Origin of the sequence: Dysgonomonas sp. HDW5A (genome assembly GCF_011299555.1) — a bacterium.
In the GTDB taxonomy this organism is placed as follows: Bacteria; Bacteroidota; Bacteroidia; order Bacteroidales; family Dysgonomonadaceae; genus Dysgonomonas_A.
Genome location: NZ_CP049857.1, coordinates 2,896,285 through 2,913,736 on the forward strand (window position 1 = coordinate 2,896,285; position 17,452 = coordinate 2,913,736).

Annotated in this window: 14 protein-coding genes; 4 read left to right on the top strand and 10 right to left on the bottom strand. The window is 38.0% G+C overall.

The window, feature by feature from the left end; all coding sequences use genetic code 11:
- The first annotated feature begins 132 nt into the window (after positions 1-132).
- On the top strand, positions 133-687 hold the full coding sequence (locus G7050_RS12130; RefSeq protein WP_166115725.1) for a maltose acetyltransferase domain-containing protein: 555 nt from the start codon (positions 133-135) through the stop codon (positions 685-687).
- 24 nt (positions 688-711) lie between these two features.
- Here G7050_RS12130 and G7050_RS12135 read toward each other — a convergent pair whose 3' ends face one another.
- A complete protein-coding gene (locus G7050_RS12135) occupies positions 712-1,317 on the bottom strand; it encodes a thermonuclease family protein (RefSeq protein WP_166115727.1) in 606 nt (201 codons plus the stop codon).
- A 417-nt stretch (positions 1,318-1,734) separates the two neighbouring features.
- Between G7050_RS12135 and G7050_RS12140 the strand changes: the two genes are divergently transcribed.
- Positions 1,735-3,948 (top strand): glycoside hydrolase family 3 C-terminal domain-containing protein, encoded by a 2,214-nt coding sequence (locus G7050_RS12140; protein WP_166115729.1) that lies wholly within the window; start codon positions 1,735-1,737, stop codon positions 3,946-3,948.
- A 202-nt stretch (positions 3,949-4,150) separates the two neighbouring features.
- Here the strand turns inward: G7050_RS12140 and G7050_RS12145 are convergent, their stop codons facing one another.
- The 6 genes from G7050_RS12145 to G7050_RS12170 form a co-directional block, all read right to left on the bottom strand.
- Positions 4,151-4,765, bottom strand: coding sequence for a hypothetical protein (locus G7050_RS12145; protein WP_166115730.1), 615 nt, complete (start codon positions 4,763-4,765; stop codon positions 4,151-4,153).
- Between the two features lie 251 nt (positions 4,766-5,016).
- The gene (locus tag G7050_RS12150) at positions 5,017-5,814 is read right to left on the bottom strand and encodes a type 1 glutamine amidotransferase domain-containing protein (protein WP_166115731.1); all 798 of its coding nucleotides are present in this window, start codon (positions 5,812-5,814) and stop codon (positions 5,017-5,019) included.
- Between the two features lie 309 nt (positions 5,815-6,123).
- A complete protein-coding gene (locus tag G7050_RS12155; protein ID WP_166115733.1) occupies positions 6,124-7,236 on the bottom strand; it encodes a hypothetical protein in 1,113 nt (370 codons plus the stop codon).
- A gap of 137 nt (positions 7,237-7,373) precedes the next feature.
- The gene (gene gltA / locus G7050_RS12160; protein WP_166117720.1) at positions 7,374-8,849 is read right to left on the bottom strand and encodes an NADPH-dependent glutamate synthase; all 1,476 of its coding nucleotides are present in this window, start codon (positions 8,847-8,849) and stop codon (positions 7,374-7,376) included.
- 113 nt (positions 8,850-8,962) lie between these two features.
- Entirely contained in the window at positions 8,963-9,745 is a 783-nt protein-coding gene (locus G7050_RS12165) for a sulfide/dihydroorotate dehydrogenase-like FAD/NAD-binding protein (RefSeq protein WP_166115735.1), read from the bottom strand.
- 161 nt (positions 9,746-9,906) lie between these two features.
- Entirely contained in the window at positions 9,907-10,845 is a 939-nt protein-coding gene (locus tag G7050_RS12170) for a DUF3667 domain-containing protein (RefSeq protein ID WP_166115736.1), read from the bottom strand.
- A gap of 409 nt (positions 10,846-11,254) precedes the next feature.
- Between G7050_RS12170 and G7050_RS12175 the strand changes: the two genes are divergently transcribed.
- Positions 11,255-12,715, top strand: coding sequence for an amino acid permease (locus G7050_RS12175; protein ID WP_166115738.1), 1,461 nt, complete (start codon positions 11,255-11,257; stop codon positions 12,713-12,715).
- A gap of 213 nt (positions 12,716-12,928) precedes the next feature.
- Positions 12,929-13,630 carry a Bor family protein gene (locus G7050_RS12180; protein WP_166115740.1) on the top strand — a complete coding sequence of 234 codons (702 nt, stop codon included), beginning with the start codon at positions 12,929-12,931 and terminating at the stop codon, positions 13,628-13,630.
- A 79-nt stretch (positions 13,631-13,709) separates the two neighbouring features.
- Here G7050_RS12180 and G7050_RS12185 read toward each other — a convergent pair whose 3' ends face one another.
- From G7050_RS12185 to G7050_RS12195, 3 genes are read right to left on the bottom strand one after another with little or no spacing between them, the layout of a single operon-like run.
- Complete coding sequence (locus tag G7050_RS12185; RefSeq protein WP_166115742.1) at positions 13,710-14,237, bottom strand: hypothetical protein; 528 nt, start codon at positions 14,235-14,237, stop codon at positions 13,710-13,712.
- 49 nt (positions 14,238-14,286) lie between these two features.
- On the bottom strand, positions 14,287-15,654 hold the full coding sequence (gene hemN, locus G7050_RS12190) for an oxygen-independent coproporphyrinogen III oxidase (RefSeq protein WP_166115744.1): 1,368 nt from the start codon (positions 15,652-15,654) through the stop codon (positions 14,287-14,289).
- Positions 15,632-16,873 carry an MFS transporter gene (locus G7050_RS12195; RefSeq protein WP_166115746.1) on the bottom strand — a complete coding sequence of 414 codons (1,242 nt, stop codon included), beginning with the start codon at positions 16,871-16,873 and terminating at the stop codon, positions 15,632-15,634. Before G7050_RS12195 ends, hemN begins: the two co-directional genes overlap by 23 nt.
- Positions 16,874-17,452: the final 579 nt, after the last annotated feature.

Consider the following 17,452-nt stretch of genomic DNA (forward strand, 5'->3'; position numbering starts at 1 on the left):
ACCTGTTTTCCATTAACACCCTAAACCCTTTTATACTATATTGGGGTGTTTGATGATGGTTGATCGGGATTCGGAATATTTTAATGATGATAAAAAAAGAGTTATATTGCATTGTGATAAAAACAATGAAGCATGAAAACTGAAAAACAAAAAATGTTAGCCGGCGAACCTTATTTTGCAGGAGATGAACAATTAACTGAAGAGAGGCTTAAAGCACGCAGGCTTACGTATACCTATAATAACACATCGTCTGATGAAATAGAGGTAAGAGGAGAAATCTTATCTCAGTTATTCGGAAGAACAGGCAAGTCTATTTTTATAGAACCGACATTTAAATGTGATTATGGGTATAATATTTATGTGGGTGAGAATTTCTATGCGAATTTTGATTGTGTAATGCTCGATGTTTGTAAAATCGAAATTGGGGATAATTGCCTGCTTGCACCGGGAGTGCATATTTATACTGCCACTCATCCACTTAATACGACTCAGCGTGCCGATGCTATTGAGTTTGGTAAGCCTGTAACAATCGGTCATAATGTATGGATTGGAGGACGGGCGATTATCAATCCGGGAGTGACTATTGGTGATAATGCCGTAATTGCATCGGGTTCGGTTGTTGTTAAAGATGTTCCGGCCAATGTATTGGTAGTAGGTAATCCGGCACGAATTATAAAAGAGATATAACTTAGAGAGTATAAGATTCTCTAATTATCGAGTCTTTGCACATAATATACATGGTGCTTTCTGGCGAGCTACACCAAAATGCATTCTTAATATTTCCCCTTTGCAGTTATATAAGTCCCTGCATACTTCCGATCGGTGATAAATAGTCGGATGTAAACTGCATATATAGACTTTTCTCTCACTGGTTTCATATTTAGGCTCCTTTGGTTCTATGGGATATTCTATTGACCAGATATTTATTCTTGCGTTTTTTGCATTTTCTTCTAGTCTTGTTAAGTGTTCAGAGTCATTATTCTTGCTTTTCCAGGCAAGTCCTTTAATTAAAAGAGCCTCATTTATATTTATGCCATTCACATAGATGATGCCCAAAGTCTGTTTATTATCATCTGATATTATTTGGGCTATTGCATCTTTACCGTCGCATTTTCGTTGAGTAAATTCCAGAGCATTTTCCGAGTATGGAAGACCTTTTTCCGGACAGTCGATTCCGTATAGTTTTATCGTCTTGCGAATGTTGTCTTTATCTTGAAATACAACTATATCTGCATCAACAATCTCTACAATTTTGCCCTTTAGGTTTTGAGAATTTGCAGCTATACTTATTGTCAGTAATAATACCAGATATCTCATAGTAATAAATAGATTTTCAACAAAAGTAGTATATTTTATATGCCTTTCGTTTTTGTAAGTTATGATAATCCCCTCTTTTTTATTAAATATTTTTAAATATTTTTCATTTATTTCTTTTTGATAATTTATTTTGATTGATATCCAGTATTTTATGTGTTTTAGGTTATTGTCGTTTGTACACTATTTAGTTAAAAAAATATATAGCTTAAAATATGTGATAATTTTATTTTTAAGTTTGTCAACTTAACACTAACTTAGTTCTCGAATTTATAAGAATGTTAATTTTTAAGGATCTAAGACCTATTTCTACGTTAATAATATACTGTAAAAGGTATACAGAATGATTCGTCATGAATGGTTGAGAAGCCTTAGATCACACATACAATAAAATATCCAAAATTTATTATATAAAGTAATATGAAAATTTTAAAAAGTGCTTTCATTTTGAGTTTGTTTGCTCTGCCAATGTTTGGGCAAAACAAAGCACCGATCTATCTGGACGAAACAAAGCCGGTAGAACAACGTATAGAAGATGCTCTTTCGAGAATGACATTGGAAGAGAAAGTAAAGATGTGTCATGCACAATCGAAGTTCAGTTCTCCGGGCGTACCTCGTTTGGGAATTCCTGAACTGTGGCATGCCGATGGACCTCACGGAGTACGTGCAGAAGTATTTTGGGATGAATGGGACAATGCCGGTTGGACAAATGACTCGTGTATAGCATTTCCTGCTCTGACAGCTTTGGCTGCTACCTGGAATCCCGAGATGGCAGCTCTTTACGGAAAAGTAATAGGAGAAGAGGCTCGTTACAGAAAGAAAGACGTTCTGTTAGGACCGGGTGTAAATATTTACAGAACTCCACTTAATGGTCGTAATTTCGAGTACATGGGCGAAGATCCTTTCTTGGCATCACGCATGGCTGTTCCTTATATCAAAGGAGTACAATCGAATGGTGTTGCAGCTTGTGTAAAACACTTTGCATTAAACAATCAAGAAATAGCACGTGGTCACATCAATGTAAATGTAAGCGACAGGGCTTTACACGAAATCTATCTTCCTGCATTTAAAGCAGCTGTTGAAGAAGCCGGAGTATGGTCTTTGATGGGAGCTTATAATCAATATAAAGGAGAACATTGCTGTCACAACTCCTATCTTTTGAACGATGTGTTGAAAGGTGACTGGAAATTTGACGGTGCCGTAATTGCCGACTGGGGTGGTACTCATAATACCGTTCAAGCTGCTAAAAACGGTTTGGATATAGAAATGGGAACTTGGACAGATGGTATGAGATGGAACAAAACCAATGCTTATGATGAGTATTATTTAGCCGTTCCTTTCCTTAATATGTTGAAATCAGGTGAATTGAGCGAAGATTTAGTAAACGATAAAGTTCGTCGCATACTACGTCTTATGTTCAGAACCAATATGAATACTAATAGACCTTGGGGTTCTTTCGGTACAGAAGAGCATATGTCGGCAGGGCAACAAATTGCTGAACAAGGCATTGTATTGCTTCAAAACAACAATAATGTATTACCTATCGATCTAAGCAAAACAAAGAAAATTGCGGTTATAGGTGAAAATGCAATCAAAGTAATGACTGTAGGGGGAGGAAGTTCTTCTCTGAAAGTAAGATATGAAATATCTCCATTACAAGGTCTTCTGGATCGTGTAGGAACTCAATCAGAAGTAGTTTATGCACGTGGATATGTAGGCGGTAAATCTACTCAACAAGATGGCTTAAGCACAGGACAAGATCTGACCGAAACACGTTCGGTAGCCGAGTTGTTAGCAGAAGCTGTTAAAGTAGCTAAAGACGCTGATTTTGTGGTATTCATCGGTGGTTTGAACAAAGATGACGGACAAGATTGCGAAGGTAACGACCGTGCTGATTTAGGATTACCATACGATCAGGATAAATTGATAGGAGAATTAGCTAAAGCAAACAAAAATCTGGCTGTAGTATTGATTTCTGGTAATGCTGTGGCAATGCCTTGGGTAGCTCAGGTTCCAGCAATTGTTCAAGGATGGTACAATGGTAGTGCTGCCGGAAAAGCATTAGCTTCGATATTAGTAGGTGATGTAAATCCTTCGGGAAAACTACCGATGACTTTCCCCATTGCTCTTAAAGATAACAGCGCACATGCTTTGGGCGAATATCCGGGAGATAATGTAAACGTTACATACAACGAAGGTATTTTTGTAGGATATCGTTGGGCTGATAAAGAAAAGATCAAACCATTGTTCAGCTTTGGACATGGATTGAGCTATACTAAATTTCAATACGGAAAAGTAGCTGTAGATAATAAAACAATGTCTGCCAATGGAACAGTAACAGTAACCGTTCCCGTTAAAAACGTAGGAAGCCGTAAAGGTGAAGAAGTTGTACAATTGTACATCAGCGATCTAAAATCGTCATTACCACGTCCGGTTAAAGAACTGAAAGGTTTCAGTAAAATAGCTCTTAATCCGGGTGAAGAAAAAAACGTAAGCTTTGTAATAGATGCCGAAAAACTGAAATTCTATGACGATACTCGTCAGGAATGGGTTGCCGAACCGGGCACATTTGAAGCTGTAATCGGTGCTTCTTCTACAGATATACGTGGAAAAGTAGCATTCGAATTAAAGTAAGGTCTTAGACCTTCTTAATATATTCATGGTGTGTTTAGGGTTGTAGGCGAAAGCTTATGACCCTAGATTTTTTGTGAGGTTTCCTACTTCTTAGTCAATAGACGGATTACTTAAAAAAAGTCTGTCCCTGCTTTTGCAAGCAAGAACAGACGGGGCAATCATTATATAAGTAACTTCAAATAATAATTTCTTTTTTCAGTTTTTATAACGAACTCAATTCTGCCTCTATATTTATCCGGGCTTGCCTTTCGTATTTGTTATAAAAATGTTCCGATTTAAAAATGCGATCCATAGCCAGAAAATACTTCAAGACTTTTTTTCTTCCTGCTTTATACTCACCATCTGTATAAACAAAAAATTCTTTGCGTAAGTTCTCCGAATATTCGGTATATTTTTTAGGAGCTTTACCCAGAATTGCTAAATCGGCATCGATAAATAGTTGAGTCGTCAAATCATTGCCCGGCTCATGCCCTTTAGTCGCCAAAATCTGGAGTACACATTGTGTTGTCTGATCTTTAGGGAAGCCCATTTCATGTAGTCTCATTTGTGCTTTATCAGCACTCTGTGCTTCGTTATCACTGCGTAGCGCATTATATACAATATCATGGTAAAAAACCGAAAACAGAGCTGTGTCCCATTGCGGAATGCGATCTCTGACATCGGATAATTCGCCTATAATAGCTTCCAGATGGTTTAAGTTATGATAATAACGTCCCGCATCACAATAGTTGATAACAACTTCATTCCAAAGTTGTTTGCATAACAAATCATCTGTCGTATATTTTTTTACCAGTTCTGTGAATATTATTTTTAGCATAATACAAGCCGATTTTGTGTTTTAAGGACTTGAACCTTTTTTGTTGCTTTGATAAATACTTTGTAATCACTAGAAATATAAATATAATGAAAAAATCTAATATTGGCTTCCTATATCCGTAATTATTGAGATATTTAAAGTTACAATCTCTGTTGTCACTTTTTATTGGTGGAAATAAAGGGGATGAGAAAAGGCTGAATTATTATGTGATAATTCAGCCTTTTATATATATATGTATAATTTAGTCTTCTTTATTTATCGTTTTTGTTTAATTCTTTAAGAATAGCTTCGCCGACACCTTGAGCTGATTGAGGATTCTGGCCGGTGATTACCCTTTGGTCAACTGTAACATGGGGAGTAAAAGGTGCTGATTTTTCGAATATTGCTCCACGTTCAATCAATTTGCTTTCTAAAAGAAAGGGAACGATGTTATCGAGTTTTACTGCAGCTTCTTCTTCGTTTGTAAAGCTGTTTATTTTTTTATTGTTGACTAGATATTGCCCATCACTCAATTTGATATTAACAAGTCCGGCAGGACCATGGCATACCGCTGCTACAACTCCTTTGTTTTCGTAAATTTTTGCTGCAATTGCTGCCAGTTCCTTATTATCAGCAAAGTCCCACATGGTACCATGTCCTCCTGCATAGAAAATTGACACATAATTGTCGGGAATAACTTCAGTAGGTTTCATCGTATTCTCTATCTTTTCGTGGTACTCTTTATTGTCCCAAAAATTTTTATTAATGGAATCGTTTAGATCGAACCCATCAACCGGAGCTTTTCCTCCTAGAGGACTAACAAAGTCTATTTCGTAACCCGCTTCATGTAATACATGCCAAGGATGTGAAACTTCCGATAAGTAGAAGCCTGTAGGTTCTCCTGTATTGCCTTTTTTGTCGTGACTGGTTACTACAAATAATATTTTCTTTTTGGTTACCTCTTCTTTAGGTATTTGTGTATTGTCTTGCACTTTTGTATTTTGCTTGCATGCAGCTAGCATAACGACACAAAGCAGAAATAAACCTAAAATAGCTTTTATCTTTTTCATTTTTACTGTGATTTATTAAATATAAATATAATGAAAAGATCTAATATTTGCTCCCTATATTCGTAATTATTGAAATATTTAAGGTTATACTCTGTTTATGATTTGATAATGTGAGGTTGTAAGAGTTGAGATTTGATAGTATCCCGACCGCACTACAATTGCCGACAATACTTATCCTTTTGTAGGCGACTTTTATGCTATAACGACTGATACTCGAAATGAAAATGTAGCAAAATTTATCGAATTTATACTGTCGCCGCAAGGTCAGGAACTAGTCAAAAAAACAGGATATTCGCCGATAATTAAATTTTAGTTTTCATTCGTATTATCAGCTCTGTCTTTGTATATGATTTCTTTGGCTAGCTTGATATTTTTACCATCCCAATGGTAATATCGTACTTTTTTGTATAAAGTTTCCATTATGGGATTTCCGTTTTTATCTTCCACATAGTTTCCTTGACCATCGTCTTTTGCTTGTGCTTCATGCTCGCTGGCAACGATGAGTTCTTCTATCGGTATGCCGCAATCCGATGGATAATCGAATGTGTTGAAGGTTTGATTGTACTCATTAAACATATTATGGACATCGGCATTTTCAATTAATAACGTTTTCCCATTATTCAATTTTACAGGGAAATACACCTTAGTATATTCCTCATAGCCATACTCTCCTGTGCCGAATCCTTGTATCAATTCAATAAGTTTATTATCCGATTTGGCAATGAAGACATTTCCGTCCGACTCAGGGCAACTCTCGCCATGATGCCAGTATATTTTGACAATCTTAGGCTCGCCTTTCAAAGCAGTATTTATATCTTCAATTGTAAAATGATTGTAGTAATCTATTCCTGCCAAATTAACTACAGTAGATAGGGTGTCGGATAACGATATCGGTTGCCATGAGTATTCACGAGGCGTATATACCAGCTTGAACCGATAGCCGGGTTGGTCGTATATAGTTTCTTCTACCGAATTTTGACCTAGAATAAATTGGGTATACGTGTTTCCGAGATCAATATTTTCGTCTTTTATATAGCCTATACCACCTAGATAAGTATCGCCAAGTCCGTTATTGAATTTTATCTGATACCATTTTATATCTGTTTCGGGGTCAATACCCTCACGTATGAGTGTTATAAACGAAAAAGGGGCAAGTGTAGCTATTACCGAACCTTCGCTGTTAGGTGCACAATACACTTTAGTTGTATTTTCGAAAGTAAAGCGATACATATTTTTACCCTTGTCATATGCCTGAGAATCCCAAAGAAGATCTCCAAGTGTGAAAAGTTCCATATATTGAAAATGGGCAGAAGTATCACATGCCATGCTTGCTTGAGTTTGCTCAGCTAAGACTTGTTCTTTGCTTTTAGAACAGCTTGACAATAAAAATAATACACCGAATAATAGAGTTAATCGAATCATAGTGTGTTGTTTTTTGTAGATGTAAAGAAAATGAAAAAGCCTGAGCTTATATCAATAGCTCAGGCTTTTATTATGTAAATGAGATTAAATCTCTTTTTCTTTATTTATGCTGACCTCAATAAAAAAGGTTACGGCCTTTAGTTTGCTGTCAAAGCCTCGTCCATTGCTGCGGCAGCCTTGCGACCGTCTCCCATAGCCAGGATAACTGTTGCACCACCACGTACAATATCGCCACCGGCATATACATCCGAGAGATGAGTTTGCATAGTGTCCTGATTGATAACTACCGTTCCCCATTTAGTTACTTCCAGTCCTGAGAACGAAGAAGGGATAAGTGGGTTTGGAGATACTCCAACGCTTACAATAACCTCATCTACCTCAACCCATTCGGTTGCGTCTTTGATAGGAACAGGCTTGCGACGTCCCGAAGGATCAGGCTCTCCTAATTCCATTTTTTGAAGAAGCATGCGTTGCACACGTCCTTTGTCGTCACCTTCGTAACAAATCGGATTGTGAAGCGTAAGGAATTCGATACCTTCCTCTTTGGCATGTTTCACTTCTTCGAGACGGGCGGGCATCTCTTCATCCGAACGGCGATATACTACCATGGCACGCTCAGCACCCAGTCGGCGAGCCGTACGCACAGCATCCATAGCTGTATTACCTGCTCCGATGATAGCTACCTTTTTACCCATTTGAACAGGGGTGTCGCTCTCAGGGTTCGAAGCATCCATTAGGTTGACACGTGTAAGAAATTCATTTGCCGACATCACTCCGATCAGGTTTTCGCCCGGAATATTCATGAAGTTGGGCAGTCCTGCACCACTTGCTACAAATATACCTTTGAAACCCTCGTTGCGTAGGTCTTCGTGGCTGATGGTTTTTCCTACAATGCAATTCTTAATGAATTTAACTCCTATACTGCGTAATACGTCTATTTCGACATCCACTATTTCGTTTGGTAAACGAAATTCGGGAATACCATATTTCAATACACCGCCTATTTCGTGTAAAGCTTCGAATACGGTAACATCGTAGCCTCTTTTTGCCATGTCTCCTGCAAATGAAAGCCCGGCAGGTCCCGATCCTACAACAGCTATTTTAGTACCGTTGCATACAGGCATCTCGGGGGCAGATACTATTCCGTTGAGGCGTTCGTAATCGGCAGCAAAGCGTTCTAAGTAACCGATTCCTACAGCTTCTTTACCCATCTTCTTAACATAGATACATTGTGCCTCACATTGTTTTTCCTGTGGGCAAACCCGTCCGCAAACAGCAGGTAATGCACTCGTTTCTTTTAAAGTTCGGGCAGCTTCAACAAACTCGCCTCTCTCTATATTCTTAATGAATGTGGGTATATTTATTTCAACAGGACATCCTGTAACACAAGTAGGATTGGCACAATCGAGGCAGCGACCTGCTTCGAAGATAGCCTGTTCTTGCGAAAGTCCCTGATTTACTTCTTCTTTCAGTTTGTGGCTGCGGTATTCTGCATCCAGTTCGGGCATGTGTACACGGGGACGGTCGGCACGTTCTTTAGCTTTTACGCTTTTACGTAATTCGCTGCGCCATGGCTCACCCCATTTTTGTTTCATATATTCTTGACGTGTCATCTTTTTCCTGATAGTTTTAGGTTTGGGTAGGGACGTATTGTATACGCCCGAAAATAATAAATAATTTAGCATGTGAGCATATTCAATACGTCACTGCTGATACTATTGTTCTGTTAATTATAGGCTTTTAGTCGCATCAACATTTCGTCGAAATCAACTTTGTGCGCATCAAATTCAGGTCCGTCAACACATACAAAACGTGTTTTTCCATCTACCGATATACGACATGCACCACACATACCTGTTCCGTCTACCATTATGGTATTCAGTGAAGCCATTGTCGGAACATTGTACTTTTCGGTAAGAAGCGATACAAATTTCATCATAATGGCAGGTCCTATGGTAACACACATGTCTACCTTTTCGCGGTTGATAACCGATTCTACACCATTAGTAACTAATCCTTTTTGTCCGTACGAACCATCGTCAGTCATAACTATTACTTCGTCCGAATATTCGGCTACCTGTTCTTCGAGAATAACCAAATCTTTAGTACGTGCAGCAAGTACTGATATTACACGGTTGCCGGCTTTTTTCATAGCTTCGATAATGGGTAACATGGGTGCAATACCTACACCTCCTCCGGCACAAACTACTGTTCCAAAGTTCTCGATGTGAGTAGCTCTACCCAGTGGTCCTACAAGATCGGTAATATAATCTCCTGCTTCGAGGTTGCAGATTTTTTCACTTGATGCTCCTACATTTTGAATGACGAGCGAAATAGTTCCTTTTTCGGTATCCGATTTAGCGATGGTTAGTGGAATACGTTCACCTTTGTCGCCAACCTTAACAATAACAAAGTGTCCGGCTTTGCGGCTGCGTGCTATAAGTGGAGCCTCTACTACGAACTCTACCACCTTAGGCGAGAAGTATTCTTTACGTACGATTCTATTCATAAGTTATTAGTTTGGATGCAAATATACTAAAATGATAGATATGTTGATAGATTTTATCTAATATTGATAGATGAAATGTTTAACTTTTACTAAAAGTAATTCATTCGCAGTTTTAATGCTATTATTTAATACCCGGATAACACTTTTTGTTGATATATAATTCAAGCAATGAATATAGCTAAAAGAGTGAAAATGATGAATGTTATCAAAATTAAAACAATATCGATTAAAATGATTACGGCTCCTTTTATATTCGCGATGTATCGTTTTTCATCGTAAAATAGGCGATGTGCCCTGAAAAAATAAAGAATGGCATAGACGAAGATCGCAGCAGTTACAATCATTGAGACCATGTTAGGTAAATGTATCCATTCGAAAGCTGTCTCACATATATTGAGAATGGTTATTACTAAAAGAAGAAACGAGAAATAATGCAAGGTAAAGATACCGCTGTCGAAGTATATAAACTTCTTTTTGTTATGAAACAACCACAACCAAAAAGCAAAGATAGGCATGTAAATAAATAACACTTTGGGAAGGTTGTGCAAAATAAATTCATTGATTCTTTTTTGTTTATCGCTGTCTTTACTCTCAGAAGCTTTTAAAGCCAACTTTGTTTTATAATATTCACGGATTGGTATATTTTTAATTTGATCTAAAGAATCTAATTGCGCAAGAGTGTGTACGGGATATTCAGTTTGTAACCCGGTGACTTTATTAACATCTTTAACCGAAAGATCTATGTTTCCGATGTTTACAGTTATATATTGCTTTTTATCCGATTTTTCCGGTAAAATACCGGGAATGAAAAATGCGATGAAGCTTATAAATATATACAGTTTTATAGGATCGACATACGATTTGCGTTTTCCCGTAATATATGCTTTCGATAATGTGGCAGGTGAAAACAGCAATAGTTTGATGGTAGACCAGAATGAGCTGTCGTAGTGCAATAAGTCTGAGATAAAATGTTTAAACAGATGAATGAATGACTGGCGAACTTCAGTATTTTCTTGTCCGCAACGAGGACAAAAGCTCTCGGCAACAAATCTTCCGCAATTCTCACAAGTTCTATTCTCTCTGGTTGTACGTTTACTCATCTGCAATTGTAATAGTTAAGGATATTTTATTCGGACGGAGTATTTTTTTCTTTTGTGGCATCAAAGATATTTATTTTTTTAGAGAGTTTATAAACTTCCCTGTAGGTGTTTTGTTTGTAACTATGTTTTATGTCTTAAATAGTGAGAGTATTGTTCTTGTTTTATCTATTTGTTTGTTATTTAGTAATATGTGTTTTTTATTCTCGCTTTTAGCTATACATACGCTTTACAGTTACATTTGTTAAATCAGTAAAAAGCGATGAGGGCTTAATAGTATTTTTAATGAATGGACTCAATCTATTCATTGAAAAAAACGGCTTACTGTCAATTAAGCCCTTATAATAGGCTATTTGGGTCATCTTATTTTCTTACTTTTGCCGATTATCTATTTCAAATACCTTAAGAACATATGTTTGAGCGTTTATTCAAGAAAAAAGACATTGCGGCTATACTACGTGAGGCAGAGGGAAAAAACGATGGTCTGAGAAGAAGTTTGTCGGCAGCCAACCTTGTAACACTGGGCATTGGAGCAATAGTCGGTACAGGTATATTTGTTATTACGGGAACAGCTGCAGCTAATTATGCAGGTCCGGCTTTAACCATTTCGTTTCTTCTCTCGGCACTTTGCTGTGTATTGGCAGGATTGTGTTATGCCGAATTTGCAGCAATGATTCCTGTTGCCGGAAGTGTATATTCGTATAGCTATACAACAATGGGCGAGGTTTTAGCTTGGTTCATCGGTTGGATTCTTATTCTTGAATACTTGTTTGCCTGCTCGAGTGTTGCCGTTGGTTGGTCGGGATATATGATGAGCCTCTGCGAAGGGTGGGGGATACATATACCGTGGCACTTGTCCTATGCTACTTTCGATCATACTTCCGAAGGGTGGATAATGACAGGTAGTTTCTTTAATTTTCCGGCAGTATTTATTATAGCCATAATAACCGTCTTTTTATTGGGAGGTATCAAACAATCGGCATTTATAAACAATATAATTGTTGTGATTAAAGTAAGTGTAATTCTTCTCTTTATCGGATTTGGCCTTTCTCATATCGATGTTACTAACTGGAGTCCTTATATTCCCGAAAATACAGGTGAATTTGGAAGCTTTGGCTGGAGTGGGATTTTGCGTGGAGCCGGTGTGGTCTTTTATGCTTATCTGGGTTTCGATGCTCTGTCAACAGCAGCTCAGGAAGCTAAAAATCCGCAGAAAGATATGCCCAAAGGTATACTTATCTCGTTGCTTGTGTGTGCTATATTGTATGTTTGCGTAACTGCGGTTTTGACCGGTATTGTTAATTATAAAGAGCTGGATGTTGCTGCACCTATTGCATTGGCTATTGACCGTACAGGTCAAAGTTTAGCATGGTTGAGTCCATTTGTAAAACTGGGAGCTATTGCCGGACTAACATCCGTAATTCTGGTGATGATGTTGGCTCAGTCTCGTATCTATTATATAATATCAAAAGACGGGTTGCTTCCCCGATTTTTCTCGAAGATAAATCCTAAACACGGTATACCCCAAAACTCAACTATTTTTGCCAGTCTCATTACAGGACTGTTTGCAGGTTTGTTTCCCTTGAATGTGTTGAGTGAATTGGTATCGATAGGTACACTTATGGCATTTATGGTGGTATGTATCTCTATCGTTGTACTGAGAAAGACTCAACCCAATTTGAAACGTCCATTCAAAACACCTTTTGTGCCCTTTGTTCCGCTTTTAGGTGCTGCAATATGTTTGCTGCAAATGGTTGCTTTGCCCTTAAGCACATGGGTGAGATTGATAATTTGGAGTGTGATAGGCTTTGTTATCTATTTCTGTTATGGTATTAAGCATAGTAAGCTGAATAAAAATGACATAAAGGAATAAGCCTATTGCATCATTCTATTTAGAAAAAGAAGTAAAAAGAATATTTTTTTAAGATTCTTTTCAATAAAAAAGTATCTTTGCCGCTTTTCTAAGTAAAGAATAAAATTTATTGGTATATTTTATAGTCATAACAATCTATATTTGTTATACTTGCCAAAGCAATAAAAAGGTCTGTGACCTTAAAACTAGCATAATCTAAATAAATTATTTACAATGACTCCAAAATTTAAGTTTTTATTAATCGGTATTTTTATTGCCGTTTCATTTTCTTCATGTTATACAACTAAGGTGTCAGTAGGAAATGTATCTCCCGATCAACCTATGACCAAAGTTAATTCAGTTTGGAATCACCATTTGATAGCAGGACTTATTCCTCTGAATAATGCAAAGATGCGAGCCGATAAATATGTAGGAGATCGTGATAGATATATGATCGAAACGAATCAGTCTTTTCTTAACCTGTTAGTTAATTGCGTTACGCTTGGGATATATTCGCCTACAACTACCTCTTATTATGTTCCTTTGGATGGTTATGACTATGACAATTCGGAATACAAAGGCCCTAAAGTTACTTATGAACGCACTGTAAATGATGATGTATACGGTCCTAGACCTCAGAAACGTACGGTTCAGAATGAGAACCCTATAGATAAAAGAGCAGTAATTGCAGACGAAATCGAAGAGCGAGTGATTGCACCAATAACAGGCAAGCAATCTGCAGAATCAGCTCCTGCAAAAGTTGAGCAAAAACAACTGAAAGATGGCTATAAAGCTATTATTTATTTTAAGGATGGTGCAAGAATGGATGGTGTAATTACTAACCAAAGCACTGACGATAAGATTCAAATAAAGTTGCCTAGCGGATTGATAATTGAAAGCAAAGCAAGTGATATAGAAAAAATAGAGAGAAAGTAATTATACGACTCTACTAAAAACAAGAAATGCCCGAATCGATATTCGGGCATTTCTTGTTTTATATCAGGTATAATCTTATTTATACTGATTCGTTATCTGTACTCTTTTTAGCTAAAAAATGAGTCATTCTCTGATAATTGGTAATCAGAAAAAATCCTAGCAATACTTGAAGAATATTGGTATACAATCTTGTATTATCAGTATTCTCAAAAGATGGGAAAAACGGATCTTTTTCGGCCACAGAGGCATAAATCTTTTGACCTAACTCAATGATAAGCGGAGCAAGGCTGTGTACTATAAACATCCCTCCAATAATAAGAACTGCGATGCTTATCAATTTCTCAGACTTCAACTGATCGAGCTTTATTTGATCGTCATCAAAGCCTTTGTCTAGTCTGAAAAAACGGATGATACTATCCGGACAAAAAATAAGTAGGGCAGAAAGGGCAAGGGTTGTAATAAGGATTAAGATCGGCCAAAGGATTAACTTTGGGTCGTCACTTCCAGCAATGAATGCAAATTGTCCGATCAATGCGGGCAATGAATTAAGGAGTGCCAAAACTCCCATTAGTTTGATAACTAGTCTGATCAGGTCTTTTTTTGTCATAGAAATTGGTGTTAAATAAGTTGCTTTGTTTTTTGTTATTTTATTTGTGTTACCCCACTTTCGAGAAACGTTTATCTGTATTCATCATCAGTTTATCTAATGATGCCGCAATATTACGAACAAAGGGTGTAGCGTCGGGTAGAATGCGGATATAATCGGATGTAAACTCTATAATTCCATCCTCTGCAAAAGCCTTCAAATTATCTTCGTTGTAATTGAGTGCACCTTTTATCTCGTCAACCGATCTGTTTAAAAGTGAAGCCAGATCCGTCCAGATTATTTCGTAATTACACATCAATGAGGTGATTACCTCACGTGTAATCTGTTCATCGCTGTTCAATCTGTAACCTTTCAGAACGGGAAGTTCTCCATTATTCACTTGTTCAATATAGGTTTTCAGGTCTTTGGTATTCTGGCTGTATGCCGAAGTTAATTGGCTGATGCCTGTTACACCGAATGCATACACCTGCCCTGTGGTACGGCGAGTACAATATCCTTGAAAATTACGATGTAAAGCTTTCGTTTTCTGGGCAATGTATAGTTCGTCATTAGGCTGTACAAAATGATCGAGACCAACGGTTTTATACCCTGCATCGTTCAGTAGATGCTTGGCTGTTTCGTATATTTTGTTTTTATCCTGCGGAGTAGGCAAACCAAGCTTTTCGAGATTCATCATTGCCGGGTTTACCCAAGGCACGTGAGCATACGAAAAGGTAACTAATCTATCAGGATGTATTTCTATTGCTTGCTTGATGGTATCGGCAAACGATTCGGCTGTTTGCAGTGGCAATCCGTAGATAAAATCCATATTTACGGCTACACCTTTCGATTTGAGTAATTGAACAATGTCAGCAACAGGCATTCGTGATGGCTTGCGGTTAGATGCTTTCAATACATCGATATTGAAATCTTGTATTCCCAAGCTGATACGGTTAAATCCTGCATCAATCAAATCGTTCCAATACGATTCATCCAAGTATCCGGGATGACATTCGATGGCTATTTCGGGTCGGTCTATCGTTTCGAAACCTTCGAGCAGCATTTCGTTTATTTCCTTAAGCATCGACACCGGTTGAGAGGTCGGACTTCCGCCTCCGTAATGTATTTGCGATATTTTGCGGTTGTGATCGAGTAGGGGCAGAACCATTTCTATCTCACGTTTCAAGGCATCCATATACGAAGCTACTACTGTCTTGTTTTCCAATAATAGGGCATTGCATCCGCAATAGTGGCACATCTTGTAGCAAAACGGAATGTGAATGTAAAACGATATATGTTCGGGTTGCTGCGTGTTCGATTCCTCTATGGCTGTTCTGTAATCGTTGACTGAAAAGCCGTCGGTAAAGAAATTCGCAGGTGGATAACTCGTATAGCGAGGTACAGCAACACTGTATTTATCTAATAATTCTTGTTTCATCTTTTTTCTCTTTTTTGAATGTCGCCAATATATACAGCAATGAAGTTACGGCGATACAACTTTCGAACAAAAACAGGTTGGCATAGCCATACATCCCGGCTATTTTTCCGGCTCCTGCTGCCATCAACATACCACTAAGATGGGTGATAACGGTTTGCAGAGTAAAGTCGGTTCCTTCGTAACCCTCTCGTACACAATACATCGATGTGGTGTATACTACAATGGTTGCCATACCGTAACTACCCCATAGGAGGGTGATTCCCAAATGCAGGGTGGCGGTATTTACAGCAAGGTGTGTCACCAGCAGATAGAAATATACGGTAGTTGCCAGTATAAATACGGCAAAAACAATACGTGGAATGTAGCATCCTATTTTGCGGACAATAAAACCTCCTGTTAATGACCCGACACAACCGATGGATGTTCCGATAACTCCCGACATTACGCCAATCTGCTTCATGCTGTAACCATAATCGACCAGCATGGGTTTTAGCATAGCCAATGTACCGATCAATCCAGCATAATATAGAAAGAGGAAGAGGATTTGTTTCCAGATACCTTTTTGCTTGAAAAATCCCAAAAGGTCATCGGGGTGAGGTGGAGCATATTTTTTTCGTTCCTGAGGTTCTTCTACCTGTTTTTTCTTGAAAAGCATTAGAGGAATAAGTGCTACGACCACAAATATTGCCAGATAGGGGAGTAACTGATTCCATCCCAGTTTATGATAAAGAAGCAGCAATACACCTCCTCCGATCATTGCTCCTGCAAAACTTCCTACCGATTGCATACTGTTTACCAGACTTTTGTCTTTCTTGCTGAATGATAGTACGGCAAGGGCATCGGTAGCAATATCCTGAGTGGCAGAAGCAGTAAAGGCAAATACAATGAGTATGATAATGGTGTATATATTGGTTTCGAGATCGAGAAATGAAATCGCCAGAATGATAACTGCATAAATCAATTCGGATGAAAATATCCATCGCTTGTAATCGTTTAAGGTATGACAGCTTCTATCAATAGCAGGTGACCAGAGAAACTTCAGCACCCACGGCAGTTTCAGAAACTGAAGCATACCGATGGTTTCGAGCGAATAATCCTGCTGACGCATCAATACAGGCAGAATGGTAGAGAAAAAGCTCATGGGAATAGTCTGAGCAATGTATAGGCTCAGAAACGTGAACAGTTTACCTCCATTTTGCAGGTTCTTATTTATATCCATTTCGAAAGGTCAATTCTAGTGATCATTTATTAAGCAAAAGATAATATTGAATGGCGTGTTTCAATGATATAGTGATCTTTTGTCGGTATACTTGCCATAATATCAAAAAGGTCTTAAACCTCAATTTTACAAAAATACAAAATACAATCGGGCTTGCCAATCACTAGATGTGATGAATTGAATTATTATACGTAACAGAAAGTATTTGATGTTGTATTTAAAGTTATAATTATCGGTTGTTGAGCTTTTCTTACATTTATTCTTCTACGCACAATCGAAGATTGCTTGTATTCCTTTTGCCCAAAGCCGCAAAAGGAATCAAAAAGGCTTTGTACTGCGTGGCTCGCCTGTCTGACTTTAGCTTGCAGCCTAAACTAAACCTACTGCCTTATGGCACGTTTAGTTTTACGCCCGTTTCGCTTGTCAGCCAACGGCTACTCCACTGATGCACTCGAGCTGACGCCTACAAATGGCTTTTGTCCTTCTGGCTACTCGACCTTGTCGGTTGCACGGAGCACCCGTAGGGCGAATAAAAGCGTTAAGAAACAAAAGGATATTATCGTTAAATGTTTTCTTTTG